Annotated in this window: 14 protein-coding genes; 5 read left to right on the top strand and 9 right to left on the bottom strand. The window is 68.0% G+C overall.

The features are described from left to right. Positions 1-131: 131 nt before the first annotated feature. Positions 132-1544 (bottom strand): nicotinate-nucleotide adenylyltransferase, encoded by a 1413-nt coding sequence (locus tag TBU01S_RS07925; RefSeq protein WP_068636104.1) that lies wholly within the window; start codon positions 1542-1544, stop codon positions 132-134. 298 nt (positions 1545-1842) lie between these two features. Here TBU01S_RS07925 and dinB point away from each other — a divergent pair, with 298 nt between their 5' ends. Next, positions 1843-2910 carry a DNA polymerase IV gene (gene dinB, locus TBU01S_RS07930; RefSeq protein WP_068636105.1) on the top strand — a complete coding sequence of 356 codons (1068 nt, stop codon included), beginning with the start codon at positions 1843-1845 and terminating at the stop codon, positions 2908-2910. A gap of 74 nt (positions 2911-2984) precedes the next feature. Here the strand turns inward: dinB and TBU01S_RS07935 are convergent, their stop codons facing one another. Further along, entirely contained in the window at positions 2985-3536 is a 552-nt protein-coding gene (locus TBU01S_RS07935; protein WP_068636106.1) for a cob(I)yrinic acid a,c-diamide adenosyltransferase, read from the bottom strand. A 165-nt stretch (positions 3537-3701) separates the two neighbouring features. Here TBU01S_RS07935 and alaS point away from each other — a divergent pair, with 165 nt between their 5' ends. Then, positions 3702-6335, top strand: a complete 2634-nt coding sequence (gene alaS / locus TBU01S_RS07940; RefSeq protein ID WP_068636107.1) for an alanine--tRNA ligase — start codon at positions 3702-3704, stop codon at positions 6333-6335. Between the two features lie 103 nt (positions 6336-6438). Here alaS and TBU01S_RS07945 read toward each other — a convergent pair whose 3' ends face one another. From TBU01S_RS07945 to TBU01S_RS07955, 3 genes are all read right to left on the bottom strand, one after another. Continuing rightward, on the bottom strand, positions 6439-7836 hold the full coding sequence (locus TBU01S_RS07945; RefSeq protein WP_068636108.1) for a phosphomannomutase/phosphoglucomutase: 1398 nt from the start codon (positions 7834-7836) through the stop codon (positions 6439-6441). A 210-nt stretch (positions 7837-8046) separates the two neighbouring features. Then, positions 8047-8247, bottom strand: a complete 201-nt coding sequence (locus TBU01S_RS07950) for a zinc-finger domain-containing protein (RefSeq protein WP_068636109.1) — start codon at positions 8245-8247, stop codon at positions 8047-8049. 25 nt (positions 8248-8272) lie between these two features. Beyond that, a complete protein-coding gene (locus tag TBU01S_RS07955) occupies positions 8273-9193 on the bottom strand; it encodes a branched-chain amino acid transaminase (protein WP_068636110.1) in 921 nt (306 codons plus the stop codon). Positions 9194-9374: 181 nt separating this feature from the next. On the opposite strand from TBU01S_RS07955, the gene TBU01S_RS07960 reads away from it, so the two are divergent. Genes TBU01S_RS07960 through mnmA form a run of 3 tightly spaced genes read left to right on the top strand, consistent with a single transcriptional unit; the run spans position 9375 to position 11625 of the window. Next, complete coding sequence (locus TBU01S_RS07960; RefSeq protein WP_068636111.1) at positions 9375-9827, top strand: NUDIX hydrolase; 453 nt, start codon at positions 9375-9377, stop codon at positions 9825-9827. Between the two features lie 9 nt (positions 9828-9836). Continuing rightward, positions 9837-10511 carry a hypothetical protein gene (locus TBU01S_RS07965; RefSeq protein WP_088178853.1) on the top strand — a complete coding sequence of 225 codons (675 nt, stop codon included), beginning with the start codon at positions 9837-9839 and terminating at the stop codon, positions 10509-10511. Positions 10512-10527: 16 nt separating this feature from the next. Continuing rightward, positions 10528-11625 carry a tRNA 2-thiouridine(34) synthase MnmA gene (mnmA, locus tag TBU01S_RS07970; protein WP_068636112.1) on the top strand — a complete coding sequence of 366 codons (1098 nt, stop codon included), beginning with the start codon at positions 10528-10530 and terminating at the stop codon, positions 11623-11625. Between the two features lie 12 nt (positions 11626-11637). On the opposite strand, the gene TBU01S_RS07975 is transcribed toward mnmA, so the two are convergent. The 4 genes from TBU01S_RS07975 to glnE all read right to left on the bottom strand — a co-directional run bounded on the left by TBU01S_RS07975 (position 11638) and on the right by glnE (position 17661). Continuing rightward, positions 11638-12576, bottom strand: coding sequence for a hypothetical protein (locus TBU01S_RS07975; protein ID WP_068636113.1), 939 nt, complete (start codon positions 12574-12576; stop codon positions 11638-11640). Between the two features lie 157 nt (positions 12577-12733). Further along, complete coding sequence (gene sixA / locus TBU01S_RS07980) at positions 12734-13186, bottom strand: phosphohistidine phosphatase SixA (protein ID WP_068636209.1); 453 nt, start codon at positions 13184-13186, stop codon at positions 12734-12736. A gap of 134 nt (positions 13187-13320) precedes the next feature. Then, complete coding sequence (locus tag TBU01S_RS07985) at positions 13321-14862, bottom strand: CYTH and CHAD domain-containing protein (protein ID WP_068636114.1); 1542 nt, start codon at positions 14860-14862, stop codon at positions 13321-13323. 93 nt (positions 14863-14955) lie between these two features. Beyond that, positions 14956-17661, bottom strand: a complete 2706-nt coding sequence (gene glnE / locus TBU01S_RS07990) for a bifunctional [glutamate--ammonia ligase]-adenylyl-L-tyrosine phosphorylase/[glutamate--ammonia-ligase] adenylyltransferase (RefSeq protein WP_068636115.1) — start codon at positions 17659-17661, stop codon at positions 14956-14958. Positions 17662-17877: the final 216 nt, after the last annotated feature.

The following is a 17877-nucleotide window of genomic DNA, read 5'->3' on the forward strand; positions in this document are numbered from 1 at the left end:
TGCCCCAGGGCGGCGAGGGGCCGATTTACCAGGGGATGTGACGGCGGAGCCCCATCGCCGGCTGCGCGCTTCCGGTTCGAGCATTGCAGTCCCCGGCTGGCCGTCTGTGCCTCTAGTCGATGGCGTCCGGCCTATGCGGTGTCGTAACCCAGCAGGCGCCCGTCGATGATGCGCTGCGCCACCGGTTCGGGCACGTCCTGCTCCCAGGCGCCGCGGCCGCGGCGCAGGCCCGCCAGCACTTCGGTGGAGTCGATGTGCAGATGGCTGTCGTCGAGCGGCTGCACGGCGAGCAGCTTGTCGTTGTCCATCAGGTGGGCGAGCAGGTGGCGGAGCTTGGCCGGCACCTGCACGTTGTCCAGCGTCACCAGTTCCGCGCCGCCGCCCCTGGGGCGCGAGGGATATACATAGACGTGGGTGTTGTCCGGGAACAGTTTGCCGAAGGCTTCGAGGATGCCGCCCTCGAGGCCTTCGTAGTATTTTTCGTCGAACAGGGAATCGAAGTCGCGCACCGACAGCACGATGCCGATCGGCTTCTGCGTGTAGCGCCGCAGGTAGGCGCGCAGGCGGAAGAAACGCACGTAGTCGGAAATCATGACCGTGTAGCCCTGCGAGGCGAGCAGCTCGATGCGGGCGAGGAAGTCGGTGCCGTCGATCCTGTCGCCGCTGATCAGCGAATTCATCGTGATCTCGGCCAGCGACACGATCTCGTCCTCGTCCACCGCGGCGAGCTGGCTGAACTGCTTGAGGCCAGCGGTCGTCATGTCCACGTTGACGCAGGTCACCGGCTTGAAGCTGCCGCGGATCACCATCACCGGCTTGCGATGGAACAGTTCGCCCGGCACCACCATCTCGCCCGCCGGGTTGAACACCACCGCCCGCGTCAGCCAGCTGCGGATCAGGTGCAGATTCATCAGCCGGTTGTCGACTTCCTCGAAATAGGGGCCGGAGAAATGGATCAGATCGACCTCGATGCGCTCCGAGCCCAGCGCGTCGGCCAGACCCTCGACCACCCATTCGGGATGGTGGTGATGGAAGAAGGCGCCGTGGATCAGGTTGACGCCGAGGATGCCGAGCGCCTCGGCCTGCTGCGCATTGTCATTGTCGAGCATGCGCACGTGCAGGATCACGTCGCTGGGCGCCGCGCCCGGATGCAGTTGCAGGCGGATGCCGACCCAGCCGTGGCATTCGTTCTTCTGCTTGAAGCTGCGCGCGGTGACGGTGGCGGCATAGGCGAAGAACGTGGTGTTCTTCGGCCGCAGATGGGCCAGCCGCGCCACCACCTGGTCGAACTCCTTTTCCAGCATCTGCAGCAGCCGTGCACGGCTGACGTAGCGGTCCACATGGCCGTAGATGTCGTCGCTCACCGCCATGTCGTAGGCCGACATGGTCTTGGCGATGGTACCTGCCGCCGCGCCGACCTGGAAAAAACGGCGCGCGACTTCCTGCCCGGCGCCGATCTCGACGATGGAGCCGTATTTGTACTTGTCGAGGTTGAGCTGCAGGGCCTTCTGATCGGTGGAGAGGGCGGTGTCGCGCGTATGCATGGACGAGGATCCGACGTGAGTGGGTGAGGCATGCCGGATGTATCGGGGGCGGCCCGGCCAGGCGGCCGTCCTGCCCGTGCGGCATCCGGAACGTGCCTGTCATTGTCTCGCATCGCGCACCCGGGCGCCAGAACCGGGCAGGTCCGGCGGACAGCGACCCGCCATCGCAGCGCATCTTGCCCGCCGGCGAAGCCGTCTGCTGGAAGGGCCGTCCGATTGCGTTGAATGGGTGAGGGCGGAAGTGCCCGTATACTTGCGGGCAGATTCCATTTTTCCCGAGCTGCGGGTTTCGGCCGAGATGCGCAAGATCATCCACTGCGATTGCGACTGCTTCTACGCCTCGGTCGAGATGCGCGACGACCCGTCGCTGCGCGGCCGGCCGCTCGCGGTCGGCGGGCGGCCGGAGACGCGCGGCGTGATCGCCACCTGCAACTACGAGGCGCGCGCCTTCGGCGTGCGCTCGGCGATGCCCACCGCGCGGGCGCTGCAACTGTGCCCGCAATTGCTGCTGCTGCCGCCCGACTTCGAGCGCTACCGCGTGGCGTCGCGGCAGATCCTCGCCATCTATCGCGACTACACGGCGCTGGTCGAGCCGCTGTCGCTGGACGAGGCCTATCTCGACGTCAGCGGCGTCGACCGCTGCAAGGGCTCGGCGACCTTGATGGCCGACGAGATTCGCGCCCGCATCCGTGCCGAAGTCGGCATCACCGCGTCGGCGGGCATCGCCCCCAGCAAGTTCGTCGCCAAGGTGGCGAGCGACTGGAACAAGCCGGACGGGCAGTTCGTGGTGCGGCCCGATGATGTCGATGCCTTCGTCGCCGCGCTGCCGGTGAAGAAGATCTTCGGCGTCGGCAAGGTGACGGCGGCGCGGCTGCAGCGGCTGGGCGTGCAGACCTGCGGCGACCTGCGCGCCTGGAGCCTGGCCGAGCTTGCGCAGGCCTTCGGCAGCTTCGGCGCCAGCCTCTACCGCCTGTGCCGCGGCATCGACGAGCGGCCGGTATGCCCCGACCGTATCCGCAAGTCGCTGTCGATCGAGACCACCTACGTCACCGATCTGCCCGACCTGGCGGCCTGCCGGGCCGAACTGCGGGTGCTGATCGAGGCTTTCCGCGAGCGCTTCGGCCGTGCACGCGAAACGCGGCCGGTGCATAAGGCGGTGGTCAAGATCAGGTTCTCGGATTTCACCCGGACCACCGCCGAGTGCGTCTGCGAGGCGCCGGACGAGCAGGTATGGCTGGCGCTGCTCGACGAGGCCCATGCGCGCAAGTCGCGGCCGGTGCGGCTGCTGGGCATCGGCGTGCGCTTTGCCGAGGACGAGGGCGCGGTGGCCGGGGCCGGGCAGATTTCGCTGGATTTCGCGGATTGAGCGCTCTCTCGCGACAAGAAAGCGCTCGATCCTGCGCATCGGCGAATGGCTCGATGCGGCCGGCCGGTACTGGTTCAGGCGTTCTTGCGCTTCTGCCACAGCACGTCGCCGCGCCCGCCGGCGCGGTTCAGCACGCGGCCGAGCACGAACAACAGGTCGGACAGGCGGTTGAGATACTGGCGCGGGCCGTCGTTGATCGTTTCTTCCAGCGCCACCGCCACCAGCGCGCGTTCGGCGCGGCGGCACACGGTACGGGCGTGGTGGGCCAGTGCAGCCGCGCGGGTGCCGCCGGGCAGGATGAAGTCCTTCAGCGCTTCGAGCGGCTCGTTGAAGCGGTCCAGCTCGTTTTCGAGATGGGTCACCTGCCTGTCGGTGATCATGCTCATGCCCGGGATGCACACTTCCCCGCCGAGGTCGAACAAGTCGTGCTGCACGTCGGTCAGCAGCGCGCGCACGTCCTCCGGCAGTTCCTCGCACAGCAGCAGGCCGACGACCGAGTTGGTCTCGTCGATTTCGCCCAGCGCGTGGATGCGCAGGCTGTCCTTGGAAACGCGCCTGCCGTCGCCCAGGCCGGTGGTGCCGGCGTCGCCGGTGCGGGTGTAGATCTTGGAAAGGCGGTTGCCCATGGCGTGTCGTGCCTCGCTATCGGTTGTGGTTAAGGTTGACGTTCGCGTCAATTATAGGCGAAGGCCCCGGCCGTGCGGGCCGGCTCATGGCCGGTTTAAGCTCATGATAAACTTGCACATTCGCCCGCAGCACGGGTCTATCGTCCAGAAAACACGCCAATCTCCATGAAAGCCGCCGAAATCCGCGAAAAATTCCTCAAGTTCTTCGAATCGAAAGGCCACCAGATCGTGCCTTCGTCTTCGCTGGTGCCGCACGACGATCCGACGCTGCTGTTCACCAATGCCGGCATGAACCAGTTCAAGGATGTTTTCCTCGGCTTCGACAAGCGCCCCTACAGCCGCGCCACCACCTCGCAGAAATGCGTGCGCGCCGGCGGCAAGCACAACGACCTGGAAAACGTCGGCTACACCGCGCGCCACCACACCTTCTTCGAGATGCTGGGCAACTTCAGCTTCGGCGACTACTTCAAGCGCGACGCCATTACTTACGCCTGGGAACTGCTGACCGAAGTCTTCAAGCTGCCGCAGGAAAAGCTGTGGGTCACGGTGTATGCCGAGGACGACGAAGCCTACGACATCTGGACCAAGGAAGTCGGCGTACCTTCTGATCGCGTGATCCGCATCGGCGACAACAAGGGCGCGCGCTACGCCTCGGACAACTTCTGGATGATGGGCGACACCGGCCCCTGCGGCCCTTGCACCGAGATCTTCTACGACCACGGCCCGGACATCTGGGGCGGCCCGCCGGGATCGGCCGAAGAGGACGGCGACCGCTACATCGAGATCTGGAACAACGTGTTCATGCAGTTCAACCGCGACGAGCAGGGCGTGATGCATCCGCTGCCCAAGCCCTCGGTGGACACCGGCATGGGCCTGGAGCGTGTTTCGGCGGTGCTGCAGGGCGTGCATGCCAACTACGAGATCGACCTGTTCCAGGCGCTGATCAAGGCCGCTTACCGTGAGGTGGGGGGCGAGACCTCCGGCGCCGACATGGATTCGCCGTCGCTGAAAGTGCTGGCCGACCACATCCGTGCCTGTGCCTTCCTGATCGCCGACGGCGTCATCCCGGGCAACGAAGGCCGCGGCTACGTGCTGCGCCGAATCATCCGCCGCGCCATCCGCCACGGCTACAAGCTCGGCGCGCGCGCCGCCTTCTTCCACCGCATGGTGCCCGACCTGGTGGCCGAGATGGGCGCCGCCTATCCCGAGCTGAAGGACGGCGAGCGCCGCATCACCGACGTGCTTCGCCAGGAAGAGGAACGCTTCTTCGCCACCATCGAAAACGGCATGGCCATCGTCGAAGCCGAACTCGCCGCGATGGAAAAGGCCGGCAACAAGGTCTTCGACGGCGACACCGCCTTCAAGCTGCACGACACCTACGGCTTCCCGCTCGACCTCACCGCCGACATCTGCCGCGAGCGCGAAGTGACGGTGGATGCCGCAGCCTTCGACGCCGCGATGGCGCGCCAGAAGGAGCAGGCGCGTGCCGCCGGCAAGTTCAAGATGGCGGCCAACCTCGACTACGACGGCCCCGCGACCGCCTTCCACGGCTACGACCGCCTGGAAGAAAAGGGCAACATCCTCGCGCTGTACAAGGATGGCGCCGCGGTCAATGAACTGCTCGAAGGCGACATGGGCGTGGTCGTGCTCGACCACACGCCCTTCTACGCCGAATCCGGCGGCCAGGCCGGCGACCGCGGCGAACTGCGCGCCGCCGGCGGCATCTTCGGCGTCGAGGACACGCAGAAGATCCAGGCCGCGGTGTTCGGCCACCATGGCGTGGTGCGCACCGGCAAGCTGTCGGTCGGGCAGGGCGTCGCCGCGCGCGTCGATGGCGCCGCCCGCGCCGCCACCGCGCGCAACCACTCCGTCACCCACATCATGCACAAGGCGCTGCGCCAGGTGCTCGGCGCCCACGTGCAGCAGAAAGGCTCGCTGGTCGACCCGGACAAGACCCGCTTCGACTTCGCCCATACCGCGCCGATGACGGCCGAGGAAATCCGCGAGGTCGAGGAAATCGTCAACCGCGAAATCCTCGCCAATACCGCGACCCAGGCCGAAGTGATGGCGCTGGAAGCCGCGCAGCAGTCCGGCGCGATGATGCTGTTCGGCGAGAAGTACGCCGACGAAGTGCGCGTGCTGTCGATCGGCAGTTCCAAGGAACTGTGCGGCGGCACCCACGTCGCGCGCACCGGTGACATCGGCCTGTTCAAGATCGTCGCCGAAGGCGGCGTCGCCGCCGGCATCCGCCGCGTCGAAGCGATCACTGGCGAGAACGCGCTGCACTACGCCCAGGAGCAGGAACGCCGCGTGCAGGGCATGTCGGCGCTGCTCAAGGTGCAGCCCGACGAGGTCGCCGAGCGCGTCGCCGGCATCCTCGACAACGTGCGCGCGCTGGAAAAGGAACTCGCCCGCCTCAAGGGCAAGCTCGCCGCCAGCCAGGGCGACGACCTGGTGAGCCAGGCGGTCGAAGTCGGCGGCATCAAGGTGCTGGCCGCCACGCTCGACGGCGCTGACGTGCCCACGCTGCGCGACACCATGGACAAGCTCAAGGACAAGCTCAAGACCGCCGCCATCGTGCTGGCCTCGGTGGCCGACGGCAAGGTCTCGCTGATCGCCGGCGTCACCGCCGACAGCACTTCCAGGGTCAAGGCCGGCGAACTGGTCAACTTCGTCGCCCAGCAGATCGGCGGCAAGGGCGGCGGCCGCCCCGACATGGCCCAGGCCGGCGGCACCCAGCCGGAAAACCTGCAGGCCGCCCTGGCGGGGGTCAGGGAGTGGGTGAGCGGCAAGCTCTGAGGCAGCGCCGGCTTTGCCGGTGTTCTGATGCACGAACGGCCGGAAAGGGGGATGCCCTTTCCGGCCGTTTTTCCATTCTGCCCGTCGCTGTACTGAACCGACCTCAGAACGGCAGTGCCACTCCCGGCCACACGCCTTCGATGGCGCGGCGGAAGTCGGCCTGGATGCGCGCGAGCGCTTCGGCGCTGTCGGCCTCGAAGCGCAGCACGACCACCGGCGTGGTGTTGGACGGCCGCGCCAGGCCGAAGCCGTCGGCGTATTCGACGCGCACGCCGTCGAGGGTGATGACGTCCTGCGCGTCGTCGAAGCGGGCGGCTTCCTTCAGCCGCTTGACCAGTTCGAAAGGCTCGCCTTCGTCCATCTTCAGGTTCAGCTCGGGGGTGCTGATGGAATCCGGCAGCGCCTTCAGCGCGGCGTTGGCGTCGGCGCGGGCGGACAGGATCTCCAGCAGGCGGGCGCCGGAATAGAGGCCGTCGTCGAAGCCGAACCAGCGCTCCTTGAAGAACATGTGGCCGCTCATCTCGCCGGCCAGCGGTGCGCCGGTTTCCTTGAGCTTGGCTTTCACCAGCGCGTGGCCGGTGTTCCACATCGTCGGCTTGCCGCCGCGCTCGCGGATCCAGGGCGCGAGCCTGCGCGTGCATTTGACGTCGAAGATGATCTCGCCGCCGGGCACGCGGCTCAGCACGTCCTCGGCGAACAGCATCAGCTGGCGGTCGGGGTAGATGATCTCGCCGTCCTTGGTCACCACGCCCAGGCGGTCGCCGTCGCCGTCGAAGGCGAAGCCGAGTTCGGCGTCGGTGTCGCGCAGCGCGCGGATCACGTCCTGCAGGTTCTCGGGCTTGGACGGGTCGGGATGGTGGTTGGGAAAGCTGCCATCGACTTCGCAGAACAGTTCGACCGGTTCGCAGCCGAGGCGGCGGAACAGCGCCGGTGCGATGTTGCCGGCGACGCCGTTGCCGCAGTCGATGACGATCTTCATCGGCCGCGCCAGCTTCACGTCGCCGACGATGCGGTCGACGTAGGCGTCGGCGACGTCCGCGGTACGCAGCGCGCCGGGCGCGGCGGCGCGGATGAGGTCGTCGTCGGCGATGCGGGTGCGCAGGGCCTGGATCATGTCGCCGTACAGGGTCTGGCCGCCGAGCACCATCTTCAGGCCGTTGTAGTCGGGCGGGTTGTGGCTGCCGGTGACCGAGACGCAGGAGCCGCAGCCGAGGTGGTGGGCGGCGAAGTAGGTCAGCGGCGTGGGCACGCAGCCGATGTCGATGACGTCCACGCCGGCGGCGCGGATGCCGTCGGCCAGCGCGCCGGCCAGCGCCGGGCCGGACAGGCGGCCGTCGCGGCCGACGGCGATGGCCTGCTGGCCGCGGGTGACGGCTTCGGAGCCGAGCGCGTGGCCGATGGCGCGCACGGCATCCGGCGTCAGCACGGTGTCGACGATGCCGCGGATGTCGTAGGCCTTGAAGATTTCCGGGGCGGGCAGGGCGTGGCGATTCGAGGTCATGGATGAGGCTGCGTGGATTGGACGAAAGCCGGCATTGTATGCCGGATGGGCTTGCCGGGCGGCCGCGGCCATTGCGGCAGGATGTTTCTGCGCCGCCGCAGGGCTGCAAAGGAACGGGGGCCGGATACCTGCCGGTATCGGCCCCCGCGTCATCCAGGCTGTGCGGACAGGACCGCGCGCTGGATGGGATCGGTGACTGGAGCCGGCGGCTCAGTGATGTCCCTTGGGATGTTCGCCGGTGAAGATGTAGTGCGCGCTGCAGTAAGGGCACACGGCTTCGCCGGTCTTCAGCACGTCGAGGAAGACGCGCGGGTGGCGCGCCCAAAGCGGCGCGCCCGGCGGCGGGCAGTGCAGCGGCAGGTCCTTGGCGGTGACTGCGACGGCCTGGGTCTTGTCGGTGTTCTCGACCATGGATGAAGTCCTTTGTGCGTGGATGTCAGACGTAGGCGAGCCAGTGCTCGTATTCCGGCGCGCGGCCATTGACGATGTCGAAGAAGCGGGCCTGGAGCCTGGTCGTGACCGGGCCGCGCCTGCCTTCGCCGATGATGCGGTCGTCGAGTTCGCGGATCGGCGTGACCTCGGCCGCGGTGCCGGTGAAGAAGGCTTCGTCGGCGAGATAGACGTCGTCGCGGGTCAGGCGCTTGGAGCTGAATTCGTAGCCGAATTCGCGCGCGACGGTGATGATCGAGTCGCGGGTGATGCCGGTCAGCGCCGAGGCGATCTCGGGTTCGTAGATCTTGCCGTCCTTGACGATGAACAGGTTCTCGCCCGCGCCTTCGGCGACGAAGCCCTGGTTGTCGAGCAGCAGCGCCTCGTCGTAGCCCATCTTGGTGACTTCGAGGTTGGCGAGGATGGAGTTGGGATAGGTCGCGGCGAGCTTGGCGCGCGGCATCGTCGAGTTGACGTGGTGGCGGGTGTAGGACGAGGTCTTGATGCGGATGCCCTTTTCCAGTCCTTCCTCGCCCAGGTAGGCGCCCCACGGCCAGGCGGCGATGGCCACATGCACGGTGGCGCCGCGGGTGGAGATGCCCATCTTTTCCGAGCCGTAGAAGGCCAGCGGGCGCAGGTAGCAGGATTCGAGCTTGTTGGCGCGCACGACCTCCTTCTGCGCTTCCATGAGTTCATCCTTGGAGTAGGGGATGTCCATCATGTAGATCTTGGCGGAATTGATCAGGCGCTGGGTGTGCTCGGCGAGGCGGAAGATGGCCGTGCCCTTGGCGGTGTTGTATGCGCGGACACCTTCGAAGACGGCCAGACCGTAGTGCAGGGAGTGGGTCAGCACGTGCGTGGTCGCTTCGCGCCACGGAACGAGCTTGCCGTCTTGCCAGATGAAACCGTCGCGATCAGCCATGGACATGATTGGGTTCTCCACCTCAGGAAAGTTGATTCGGCAGCCCGCGTCCGGCGGGCGGAACCCGTGGATTCTAGCGCAAAGGCAGGGTCTGCGAACGCCACTTCATGCGGGTGAAAGCCTTGCGGCGGTGGGGAAAGCCGCCGGCGCGCGCTAGAATGCCGGCCTGTCGTCGAAGGAGCAGGCCTTGATCGATCGCGAGTGGAAACCCAATGTCACCGTCGCCGCCGTCATCGAGCGGGACGGCCGCTTCCTGCTGGTCGAGGAACATACGCCCGACGGACTGCGTTTCAACCAGCCCGCAGGCCATCTGGAGCGCGGTGAATCGCTGCTGGAGGCGGTGGCGCGCGAGGCGCTGGAAGAGACCGCGCACCGTTTCGTGCCCGAGTACCTGGTCGGCATCTATCAATGGACGCGGCCGCAGGGCGACATCACCTATCTGCGCTTCGCCTACGGCGGACGGGTGGAGGGCGAGGAAGCCGGGCGCAGCCTCGACGACGGCATCGTGCGCGCGGTGTGGATGACGGTCGACGAGGTGCGCGCCACCGCCGGCCGCCATCGCAGCCCGCTGATTCTGCAGTGCATCGAGGACTGGCGGGCGGGGCAGCGCCACCCGCTGTCCTTGCTGCGGCACTACTGATCCGGCGGCATGCAGGGCATCTGCCTGGCGATCCTGCTGGCTGTCGCGGGCCTGGCGCAGGCCGGGACGGGCGCGCAGGAAGCGGGCGCGGAAGTCGGCATCTGCTACGGCTACGGCTGCGCGCACGAGGGCGTGGCGCGCTACGGCGCGGCCGATCTGGCGAATCTGGCCGGACGGCTGGACAAGGCGCGGAGCGCGGCTGAGGAGCGCGCCCTGCTCGGCGAGGCGGTGGGCCGCTTGTACCGCCTGGCCGGCCGGCAGTTGCCGGTGGGCGCGGATCGCGGCGGCAATTATCTGGATGGCGGCGTCGAAGGCCGCATGGACTGCATCGACCATTCGACCTCGACCACCCGTTTGCTGAAGCTGCTGGAGTCGCGCGGCGCGCTGCGCTTTCACCGGGTGCTGGAGCCCGAGCGGCGCACCCGCTTCATCTTCCAGCATTTCAGCGCGGTGATCGAGGAATTGACGCCGGCCGAGCGCATCGAGCGGCTGCCGCCGGGTTCGGCGCTGGCGCGCTGCAACTGCACGGAAGACGGAGCGATCGTCGAAGGCCCGGATGGTGCGGAACCGCCCAGTCCGGGCGAACGTTATGCGGTCGACAGCTGGTTCGTCGACAATGGCGAGCCGGCGGTGGTGCTGCCGCTCGCCGAATGGCTCAATGGAGGTGGACCGAATGTCCAGTAAGCAGGATGGAAACGGCATGAAAGTGGTCGTCGGCATGTCCGGCGGCGTGGATTCGTCGGTGACGGCGCTGCTGCTGAAGCAGCAGGGCTACGCGGTGACCGGCCTGTTCATGAAGAACTGGGAGGACGACGACGATTCCGACTACTGTTCGACGCGGCAGGACCTGGTCGACGTGGCTTCGGTCTGCGACGTGATCGGCATCGATCTGGAAGTCGTCAACTTCAGCGCCGAATACAAGGACCGGGTGTTCGTCGACTTCCTGCGCGAGTACGAGGCCGGGCGCACGCCGAATCCGGACGTGCTGTGCAACTCCGAGATCAAGTTCCGCTGCTTCCTCGACCACGCCATGCAGCTGGGCGCCGAGCGCATCGCCACCGGCCACTATGCCCAGGTGCGCGAATGGAACAACGACGGCCGCAGGGAATACCAGTTGCTGAAGGCCGAGGACGGCACCAAGGACCAGAGCTATTTCCTCTATCGCCTGAACCAGCAGCAACTGGCGAAAACCCTGTTTCCGCTCGGCACGCTGTACAAGCGCGAAGTGCGCCGCATCGCCGAGCAGGCGGGCCTGCACGTCGCCGCCAAGAAGGACTCGACCGGCATCTGCTTCATCGGCGAGCGGCCCTTCCGCGAGTTCCTGATGCGCTACCTGCCGACGCAGCCGGGCGAGATCCGCTCGCTCGACGACGATTCCGTGCTCGGCGAGCACCAGGGCCTGATGTACCACACCATCGGCCAGCGCAAGGGGCTGCACATCGGCGGCATCAAGGGCAACCAGGACGAGGCCGGCGAGCACGAGGCCTGGTACGTGGCGAAGAAGGACGTGAAGGCCAACGTGCTGTACGTGGTGCAGGGGCACGAGCACCCGGCGCTGCTGCGCGACCGCCTGGTGGCGACCGACCTCAACTGGATCGCCGGCCGCGATCCGCACACCAACTGGGTCTACACCGCCAAGCCGCGCTACCGCACGCCCGACATGCCGTGCGAGATCGACCGCATCGCCGACGGCTGCGCCGAGATCGCCTTCGCCCAGCCGCAGTGGGCGCTGACGCCGGGGCAGAGCGTGGTGGTCTACGAATCCAAGGTCTGCCTCGGCGGCGGCATCATCGTCTGACGCCGGCGGTGTTCAACAGGACATCGGCCCGGCCAGCCGCGGCCGGCCCCGCTGGTGCGCCCTGGCGGCGAAGGCTTCGCAGCGTTCGATGAACTCGCGTGTGCTCTTGGGCATCGGCACGCGTGCGCGGGTGATGTAGGTGACGAGATCGCGGCCCTGCAGCAGCAGGCTGCGTCCGTCGGTGGCCAGTTGCCGCTCGGCAGCGCTGATGCCGTGCGACAGCCGTGGCGAGAAGGCGGTGAGTTCCTCGGAGGCGACGACGAAGTCCGCCCACACGTCGAAGATGTCCGGGTCGGTACGAAGCGTCTCGCACTTGATCTTGGCGGCGTCGGCGAAGCGGGTGATGGCGGGCAGGATGCCTTCGTACAGCGGGGTGGCGGAAAGGGTGGCCGCCATCGTCTTGGCCAGGAGGTCGATGTCGCGCAGCGTCTGCGCGATCTTGATGACGCGGCTGTCGTAGAAGGCCTCGACCGGAATCGAGAAGGCGCGGAAGGGCTCGCCCCACAGTTCGTCGATGCCTTCTTCGCCGCTGCGGTGCAGCACCAGCTTGCCGAGGCTCAGTGCTTCCTGCAGGCAGAAGCCGCATTCGCGCATCAGCGCGTTGTCGGTCTCGATCTCGATGCCCAGTTCCTGCAGCTCGACCAGCTTGGTGAAGATGTCGGTGGCGCGGTTGAACAGCGCGCCGGCGAGCATCGCGCCCTTGACCCGCTTGCGCGCCGGGTCCTGCTCGGCTTCATAGGCCTTGCGGGCATCGTTCAGGCGCTTGCCGGGAATGTTGATGCCGTGCTCGACGTGGTTGAACAGCCTGCGCGTCAGCGCCTGGATGAGCTGCTTCTTGGTCTTGAGCGAATTGGCCGGCGGATCATAGACCTTGATCCAGTAGCCGTCGCAGAAGATGCGGCGGACACCGTCGATGATGGCGATGGTGCCGTTTTCGGTGGGAGCGTTCATGACCAGCCCGACCTTTTGGCTTGCGGATGGAAAAAACACGGCCTGCCGGGACGGGGGCGTCCGGGCAGGATGCGCAGTCTTGCGCAATGTGCTGCAAAGCACAAGCCTTGTCGCCGTGCGATGTGCTCGCAAGGGGGGGCCGGTCCCCGGGCAGGTGTCAGATGAGGTCGGCCGGGATGACCGCGCGCAGCACGGTCTGGGTCTCGTTCTCGCGCACGCGGTTGGTGAACCACCACAGCGCGCCTTTCTTGATCGTCCAGTCGGCTTCCTGGCCCGACAGCAGCAAGGCGGCGAGGCGGCCGAGCGCAGGCTGGTGGCCGACGACCAGGGCGGCGCCGCTGGAGTCCGGCCAGCCGGTGGCGGCGAGGATGTCGGCGACGTTGCCGTCCGGCCCGAGGCCGTTGACGATCTCGAAGTCGTCGGCAAAGGCGCTGGCGGTCTGGCGGGTGCGCACGGTCGGGCTCACCAGCACGCGCATGCGCTTGGGGTGGTTCTTCGCCAGCCATGCCGCCATGCGGCGGGCCTGCTTGTGGCCGCGCTGGGTCAGCTCTCGCGTGTGGTCGGGCGTACCGTCGGCCGCTTCGGCGTGGCGCCAGAGCAGGAGGTCCATTTGCTTCTCCATCGGATCGGGGGCCTGCATGATGTCCTCGTTCTGTTGCAGGCCGATGACGCGGCCCGGTGTCACGGAGGCCTGGCGGCGCAGCGTTTCGGCGGCTTCGCGGTCCGGCAGGCCGTCTGCGCCGCCTACCATGGCGTCTTGCCCCACAGCACGGGCTCGGCGGTCTGCAGCACGCCGTGCCGCAAGCCGGCGTAGCGCGGCGCATGCCAGCCCAGCACGAAGGCGACGGCGGCCTGCAGCGAGGCGTCGGCCGCGGCCCAGCCGAGCAGACGCGCGCGGGCGATGTCGACGTCCTGCAGGAAACCCAGCATGCCCAGCGCGTCGACCAGGCTCGTGCGGTAGCGTGCGGCGGCCTTGGCGGGGAGCAGGGGGGCGAAGAACTCGATGCCGTAGCGCAGTTGCTTGAGGCCGATGCGCAGCATGTGTAGCTGGGTGGGTTCGAGCGTCGATGCTGCTTCGAACTGGCGGCGTGCCCGCTTGCGCAGGCGCGCCAGGCGCAGGCGGACGAAGGTTCGCAGGTCGGCGGCGTCGACCAGGTTGTTGCCCTGCAGCCGCAGCAGTCCGGCGCTGAGTTCGAGCAGCAGGCGGCCCTGCGTGGCCATGTCGAGTGCCTGTTCCGCCGCCTGGTAGGCCGTGTCGCGGGCCTGCGCGGCGGTCTGCATCAGCCTGGCCATCGATACCTCGTCGGCCAGGCCTTCCGGCGTGACCGGTGCGAGCAGTTCGCCATGGAGGACGTCGAGGTCGCGCGCATCGCCGAAGCGCCTGGCATTGTCGCGCAGACGGGCGTTCCACTGTCCGGCGAATTCGGCCGGCAGGGCCGGAGCGAACAGCTTCAGCAGCGCACGCAAGCGGCGCTGGGCGACGCGGAGCTGGTGGATGAAGTCGGCGTGGGCGGTGTCCGCAGCGCCGGCCGCGCCGGCATCCGGCAGCAGGGCCGCGGCATTGGCCTGCCATTGGCGCACGCAGCCGAAAGCCAGGCGGCGGAAGGCGTCGACCACGTTGTCGCCGGGCCGGAGGTCGGAAGCCTCGGCCCGTGCCGCGCCGGGCGGCGTACCGAGGAACAGGCGGTAGCCGCGCTCGGCCTTGGAAACGTCGGCGGGCATCAGCGGCAGGGCCTGCGCCAGTTCGCAGGCCAGCGCGAACAGATCCTCGGCCTGGCCGTGCTCCAGTTCCAGCTCCAGTTCGCAGATCGGCGCTTGGCGTTCGATGCCTTCGGGCGTCGTCACCCGGACTTCGCCGGTGTCGATCATCAGCAGGATGCTCGTATCGTCACGCGGACTCAGGCGGCGCGTCTCGCGGCGGAAGCGGGTGGTGAACACCGGCACCAGCGCGCCGGCATGGCGGTTCAGCAGTTTCGCGGCGTCCGGAGCATCGACCTGCGAGAAGTCGAAGCTGCCCGAGTAGGGCTGCTCCCATTCGGGGCGCTGCGACAGGCCGCCGCTCGACACCGCGGCGCATTTCACCGTCTGCAGCCAGTCGCGGCCCTGGCGGCGGGTGCGCACGGCCACCTTGTGCGCCTTGAGCTGCAGCCGCGGGGTGTCGTAGTAGGTGTTGTCCAGGGTCACGGTGTTGCCGAGCTTCTCCGCGCCGGCGACCAGCGGATGGCGGCGCAGCGCGGCAAGCGCGCGCTTCGGCAAGGCAAGTTTCAGCTCGATTTCCTGGCTCATGGTGTTTTGTTCGGATGCAGACGTCCGGATTCTAGTCATCCGCCCGGAGGGCGTCATGCATGCTTCGATGACGTTTATGTTTCAAGTCGCCTGTCATTCGCCGAAGACGTGCCGCCACAGCGCGACGACCGGCGCGCGCGCGGCTTCGGCTTCGCCGGGCGGGACGCGCGAGGGCAGTTCGTTGAGCCGCTGGCGGTGCTGCAGGCGGCGCAGTTCGCGATAGCTGTCGGCGCAGGCGGCGGCGAGTTCGGCCAGGATCAGGCCGAGTTCGCCGGCGATGCGCAGCAGCGCGATGTTGCCGAGGTTGCCGGTGAGCCGGGGGTGGGCGTGGGAATGGCCCAGCACCAGGTACTGGATCAGGAACTCGACGTCGATCAGGCCGCCGCGGTCGTGCTTGAGGTCGAAGCGTTCGGGGTCCTTGCCGGCGTGGGCGTCGCGCATCTTGTGGCGCATCGCCAGCACTTCGGCGCGCAGCGTGTCGAGCTCGCGCGGCAGGCGCAGCACCTCGTCGCGGATGCGTTCGAAGGCGTCGCCGATGCGGCGGTCGCCGGCGGAGAAGCGGGCGCGGGTCAGCGCCTGGTGTTCCCACACCCAGGCCGATTCGAGCTGGTACTTGCGGAAGGATTCGAGCGACACCGCGATCATGCCGGCTTCGCCGTTGGGGCGCAGGCGCAGGTCGGTTTCGAACAGCAGGCCCGCGGCGGTCCGGCTCGACAGCCAGGTGTTGGTGCGCTGGGCGAGCCGGGTGTAGACCTCGGCGGCCTCGGGCGCGTCGTCGTCGTAGAGGAAGATGATGTCGAGGTCGGAGGCGTAGCCCAGTTCCTTGCCGCCGAGCTTGCCGTAGCTGATGACGGCGAAGGCCGGCTGCTCGCGATGGCGGATCTTGATCCGGCTCCAGCAGCGCGGCAGCGTCAGGTCGAGCATGATGTCGGCCAGTTCGGAGAGGTGGTCGGCGAGCTTTTCCACCGTCAGCAGGCCGGCGATGTCCTGTGTCAGCAGGCGGAAGACCTGGGCGTGGTGCTGTTCGCGCATCACGTCCATCTGCCGCTCCATGTCGGGTTCCAGCGCTTCCAGTTCGGCATCCAGGCTGGCACGGAAGGCCTGCCAGTCCGGCGTCGCTTCCAGGCTGTGGGTGTCGAGCATTTCGTCGAGCAGGATGGGGTGGCGCGTCAGGTACTGCGCGGCCCAGCGCGATGCGCTCATCAGGTCGGCGACGCGGCGCAGCGCCTGCGGGTATTGCTGCAGCAGTGCGAGGTAGGCGCCGCGGCGGCCGATGGCTTCCATCAGGTCGAGGCAGCGGGCGAGCGTGTCGTCCGGCCCGGAGGTGGCCGCGGCCGCTTCGAGGATGCGCGGGATCAGCGCGTCGAAGCGGCTCTTGATGTTGTTCGGCAACTGGCGGTAGCGCGGGCTGGCGTGGATCGAGGCCAGGCGTTCGGCGGCTTCGCGCGGCCGGCGATAGCCCAGTTCGCCCAGTTCCGGGGCGACGCCGTCCACATCCTCGGCGCCGGCCCAGGTGGCGTCCAGGCTGTGGTCCTCGTCGGAAGGATCGCCGAACACGCTGTCGAAATGCCGGCTGACCGCTGCGCGGTGGGCGTCGAGCGCCGTCAGCAGGGCCCCATGGTCGGCGAAGCCCATCGCCTGCGCGATCAGCGCCTGGTCGTCCTCGCTGGCGGGCAGGTCGTGGGTCTGGGCGTCGTCGAGGTATTGCAGGCGGTGCTCCAGCCGGCGCAGGAAGACGTAGGCGGCCGTCAGCTCGGCCACCGTTTCGGCCGCCAGGATGCCGCGTTCGGCGAGTTGCGCGAGCACGCCCAGCGTCGGGCGGATCTGCAGCGCGGTGTCGCGACCGCCGCGGATGAGCTGGAACACCTGGGCGATGAACTCGATCTCGCGGATGCCGCCGGGGCCGAGCTTGACGTTGTTGGCGCGGTCGCGGCGGGCGACTTCGCGCCGGATCTGCGCGTGCAGCTCGCGCATGGCGTTGATGGCGCCGAAGTCGAGGTATTTGCGGAACACGAAGGGGCGGGCGATGCCGCCCAGCTCGGTCCAGCGCTCGCCCAGCATCACCCGCGCCTTGATCCAGGCGTAGCGCTCCCATTCGCGCCCCTGGGTGACGAAGTAGTTCTCCAGCATGTCGAAGCTGCACACCAGCGGGCCCGAGTCGCCGTTGGGGCGCAGCCGCATGTCGACACGGAAGACCTGGCCGTGTTCGGTGATCTCGGCCAGCGCCCTGATCAACTGCTTGCCCAGGCGCTCGAAGAACTCGTAGTTGCTGATTACCTTGTTGCCGCCGGTGTCGCCGTCCTCGGGGTAGATGAAGATCAGGTCGATGTCGGAGGACACGTTCAGTTCGCGGCCGCCGAGCTTGCCCATGCCGATCACCAGCAGTTCCTGCTCCCAGCCGGTGGGCGACAGCGGCCGGCCGTAGCGTTCGACCAGCGCGGCGCGCAGCACGTCGTGGGCGTGGCGCACGGCGACTTCGGCCAGCGTCGTCATGGTTTCGGTGACTTCGGCCAGCGGCGCGCCGCAGCACAGGTCGCGCACGATCAGGTGGCACAGCACCCAGCTGCGGAGCTGGCGCAGGGCGGGGCGCAGCGCGCTGTCCGGATCGCCGAAGCCCGCTTCGCGGGCGGCGATGAAGGCTTCCATGCGGCGTGCGTCGATCGGGCCGCCGATGCTGGCTGCCAGCGCCTCGCCCAGCCAGGGCTGGCAGTCCAGCATGCGGCTCAGGTAGCGGGAGAAGCGGCGGGCGTCGTGCACCGCCTGTGGCAGTGCCGGCTGGGCGTCGGGGGAGGCGGACATGGCGGTTCCGGTGCCTTGGTCTGATCGTTGATAGAATGTCGGCCCCGCGGCGAATGGCGCTGGCGGGCGCCGGCTGCGCGGGCATGCGTAGTGTATCCGGGCGCCGCCGTCTCCGTGCGTGCCGGCGGGTGCCCGGGAGCGGGGCTGCGCGTGATCCTGCGTGCTGCGGCCGTCCGTTCTTCCCGAATTTCGGCTCGGCAAGCCGTTGCGATGCTG

Source organism: Thauera butanivorans NBRC 103042, from assembly GCF_001591165.1.
Lineage (GTDB): Bacteria > Pseudomonadota > Gammaproteobacteria > Burkholderiales > Rhodocyclaceae > Thauera > Thauera butanivorans.

Bases quoted from the DNA above. Each gene is read 5' to 3' on its own strand.
- TBU01S_RS07975 (WP_068636113.1), bottom strand. From the start codon at position 12,576: ATGAACGCTCCCACCGAAAACGGCACCATCGCCATCATCGACGGTGTC.
- TBU01S_RS07945 (WP_068636108.1), bottom strand. From the start codon at position 7,836: ATGACCTCGAATCGCCACGCCCTGCCCGCCCCGGAAATCTTCAAGGCC.
- sixA (WP_068636209.1), bottom strand. From the start codon at position 13,186: ATGGACCTCCTGCTCTGGCGCCACGCCGAAGCGGCCGACGGTACGCCC.
- glnE (WP_068636115.1), bottom strand. From the start codon at position 17,661: ATGTCCGCCTCCCCCGACGCCCAGCCGGCACTGCCACAGGCGGTGCAC.
- TBU01S_RS07955 (WP_068636110.1), bottom strand. From the start codon at position 9,193: ATGTCCATGGCTGATCGCGACGGTTTCATCTGGCAAGACGGCAAGCTC.
- TBU01S_RS07965 (WP_088178853.1), top strand. From the start codon at position 9,837: ATGCAGGGCATCTGCCTGGCGATCCTGCTGGCTGTCGCGGGCCTGGCG.
- dinB (WP_068636105.1), top strand. From the start codon at position 1,843: ATGCGCAAGATCATCCACTGCGATTGCGACTGCTTCTACGCCTCGGTC.
- TBU01S_RS07985 (WP_068636114.1), bottom strand. From the start codon at position 14,862: ATGAGCCAGGAAATCGAGCTGAAACTTGCCTTGCCGAAGCGCGCGCTT.
- TBU01S_RS07925 (WP_068636104.1), bottom strand. From the start codon at position 1,544: ATGCATACGCGCGACACCGCCCTCTCCACCGATCAGAAGGCCCTGCAG.
- mnmA (WP_068636112.1), top strand. From the start codon at position 10,528: ATGAAAGTGGTCGTCGGCATGTCCGGCGGCGTGGATTCGTCGGTGACG.
- alaS (WP_068636107.1), top strand. From the start codon at position 3,702: ATGAAAGCCGCCGAAATCCGCGAAAAATTCCTCAAGTTCTTCGAATCG.
- TBU01S_RS07950 (WP_068636109.1), bottom strand. From the start codon at position 8,247: ATGGTCGAGAACACCGACAAGACCCAGGCCGTCGCAGTCACCGCCAAG.
- TBU01S_RS07935 (WP_068636106.1), bottom strand. From the start codon at position 3,536: ATGGGCAACCGCCTTTCCAAGATCTACACCCGCACCGGCGACGCCGGC.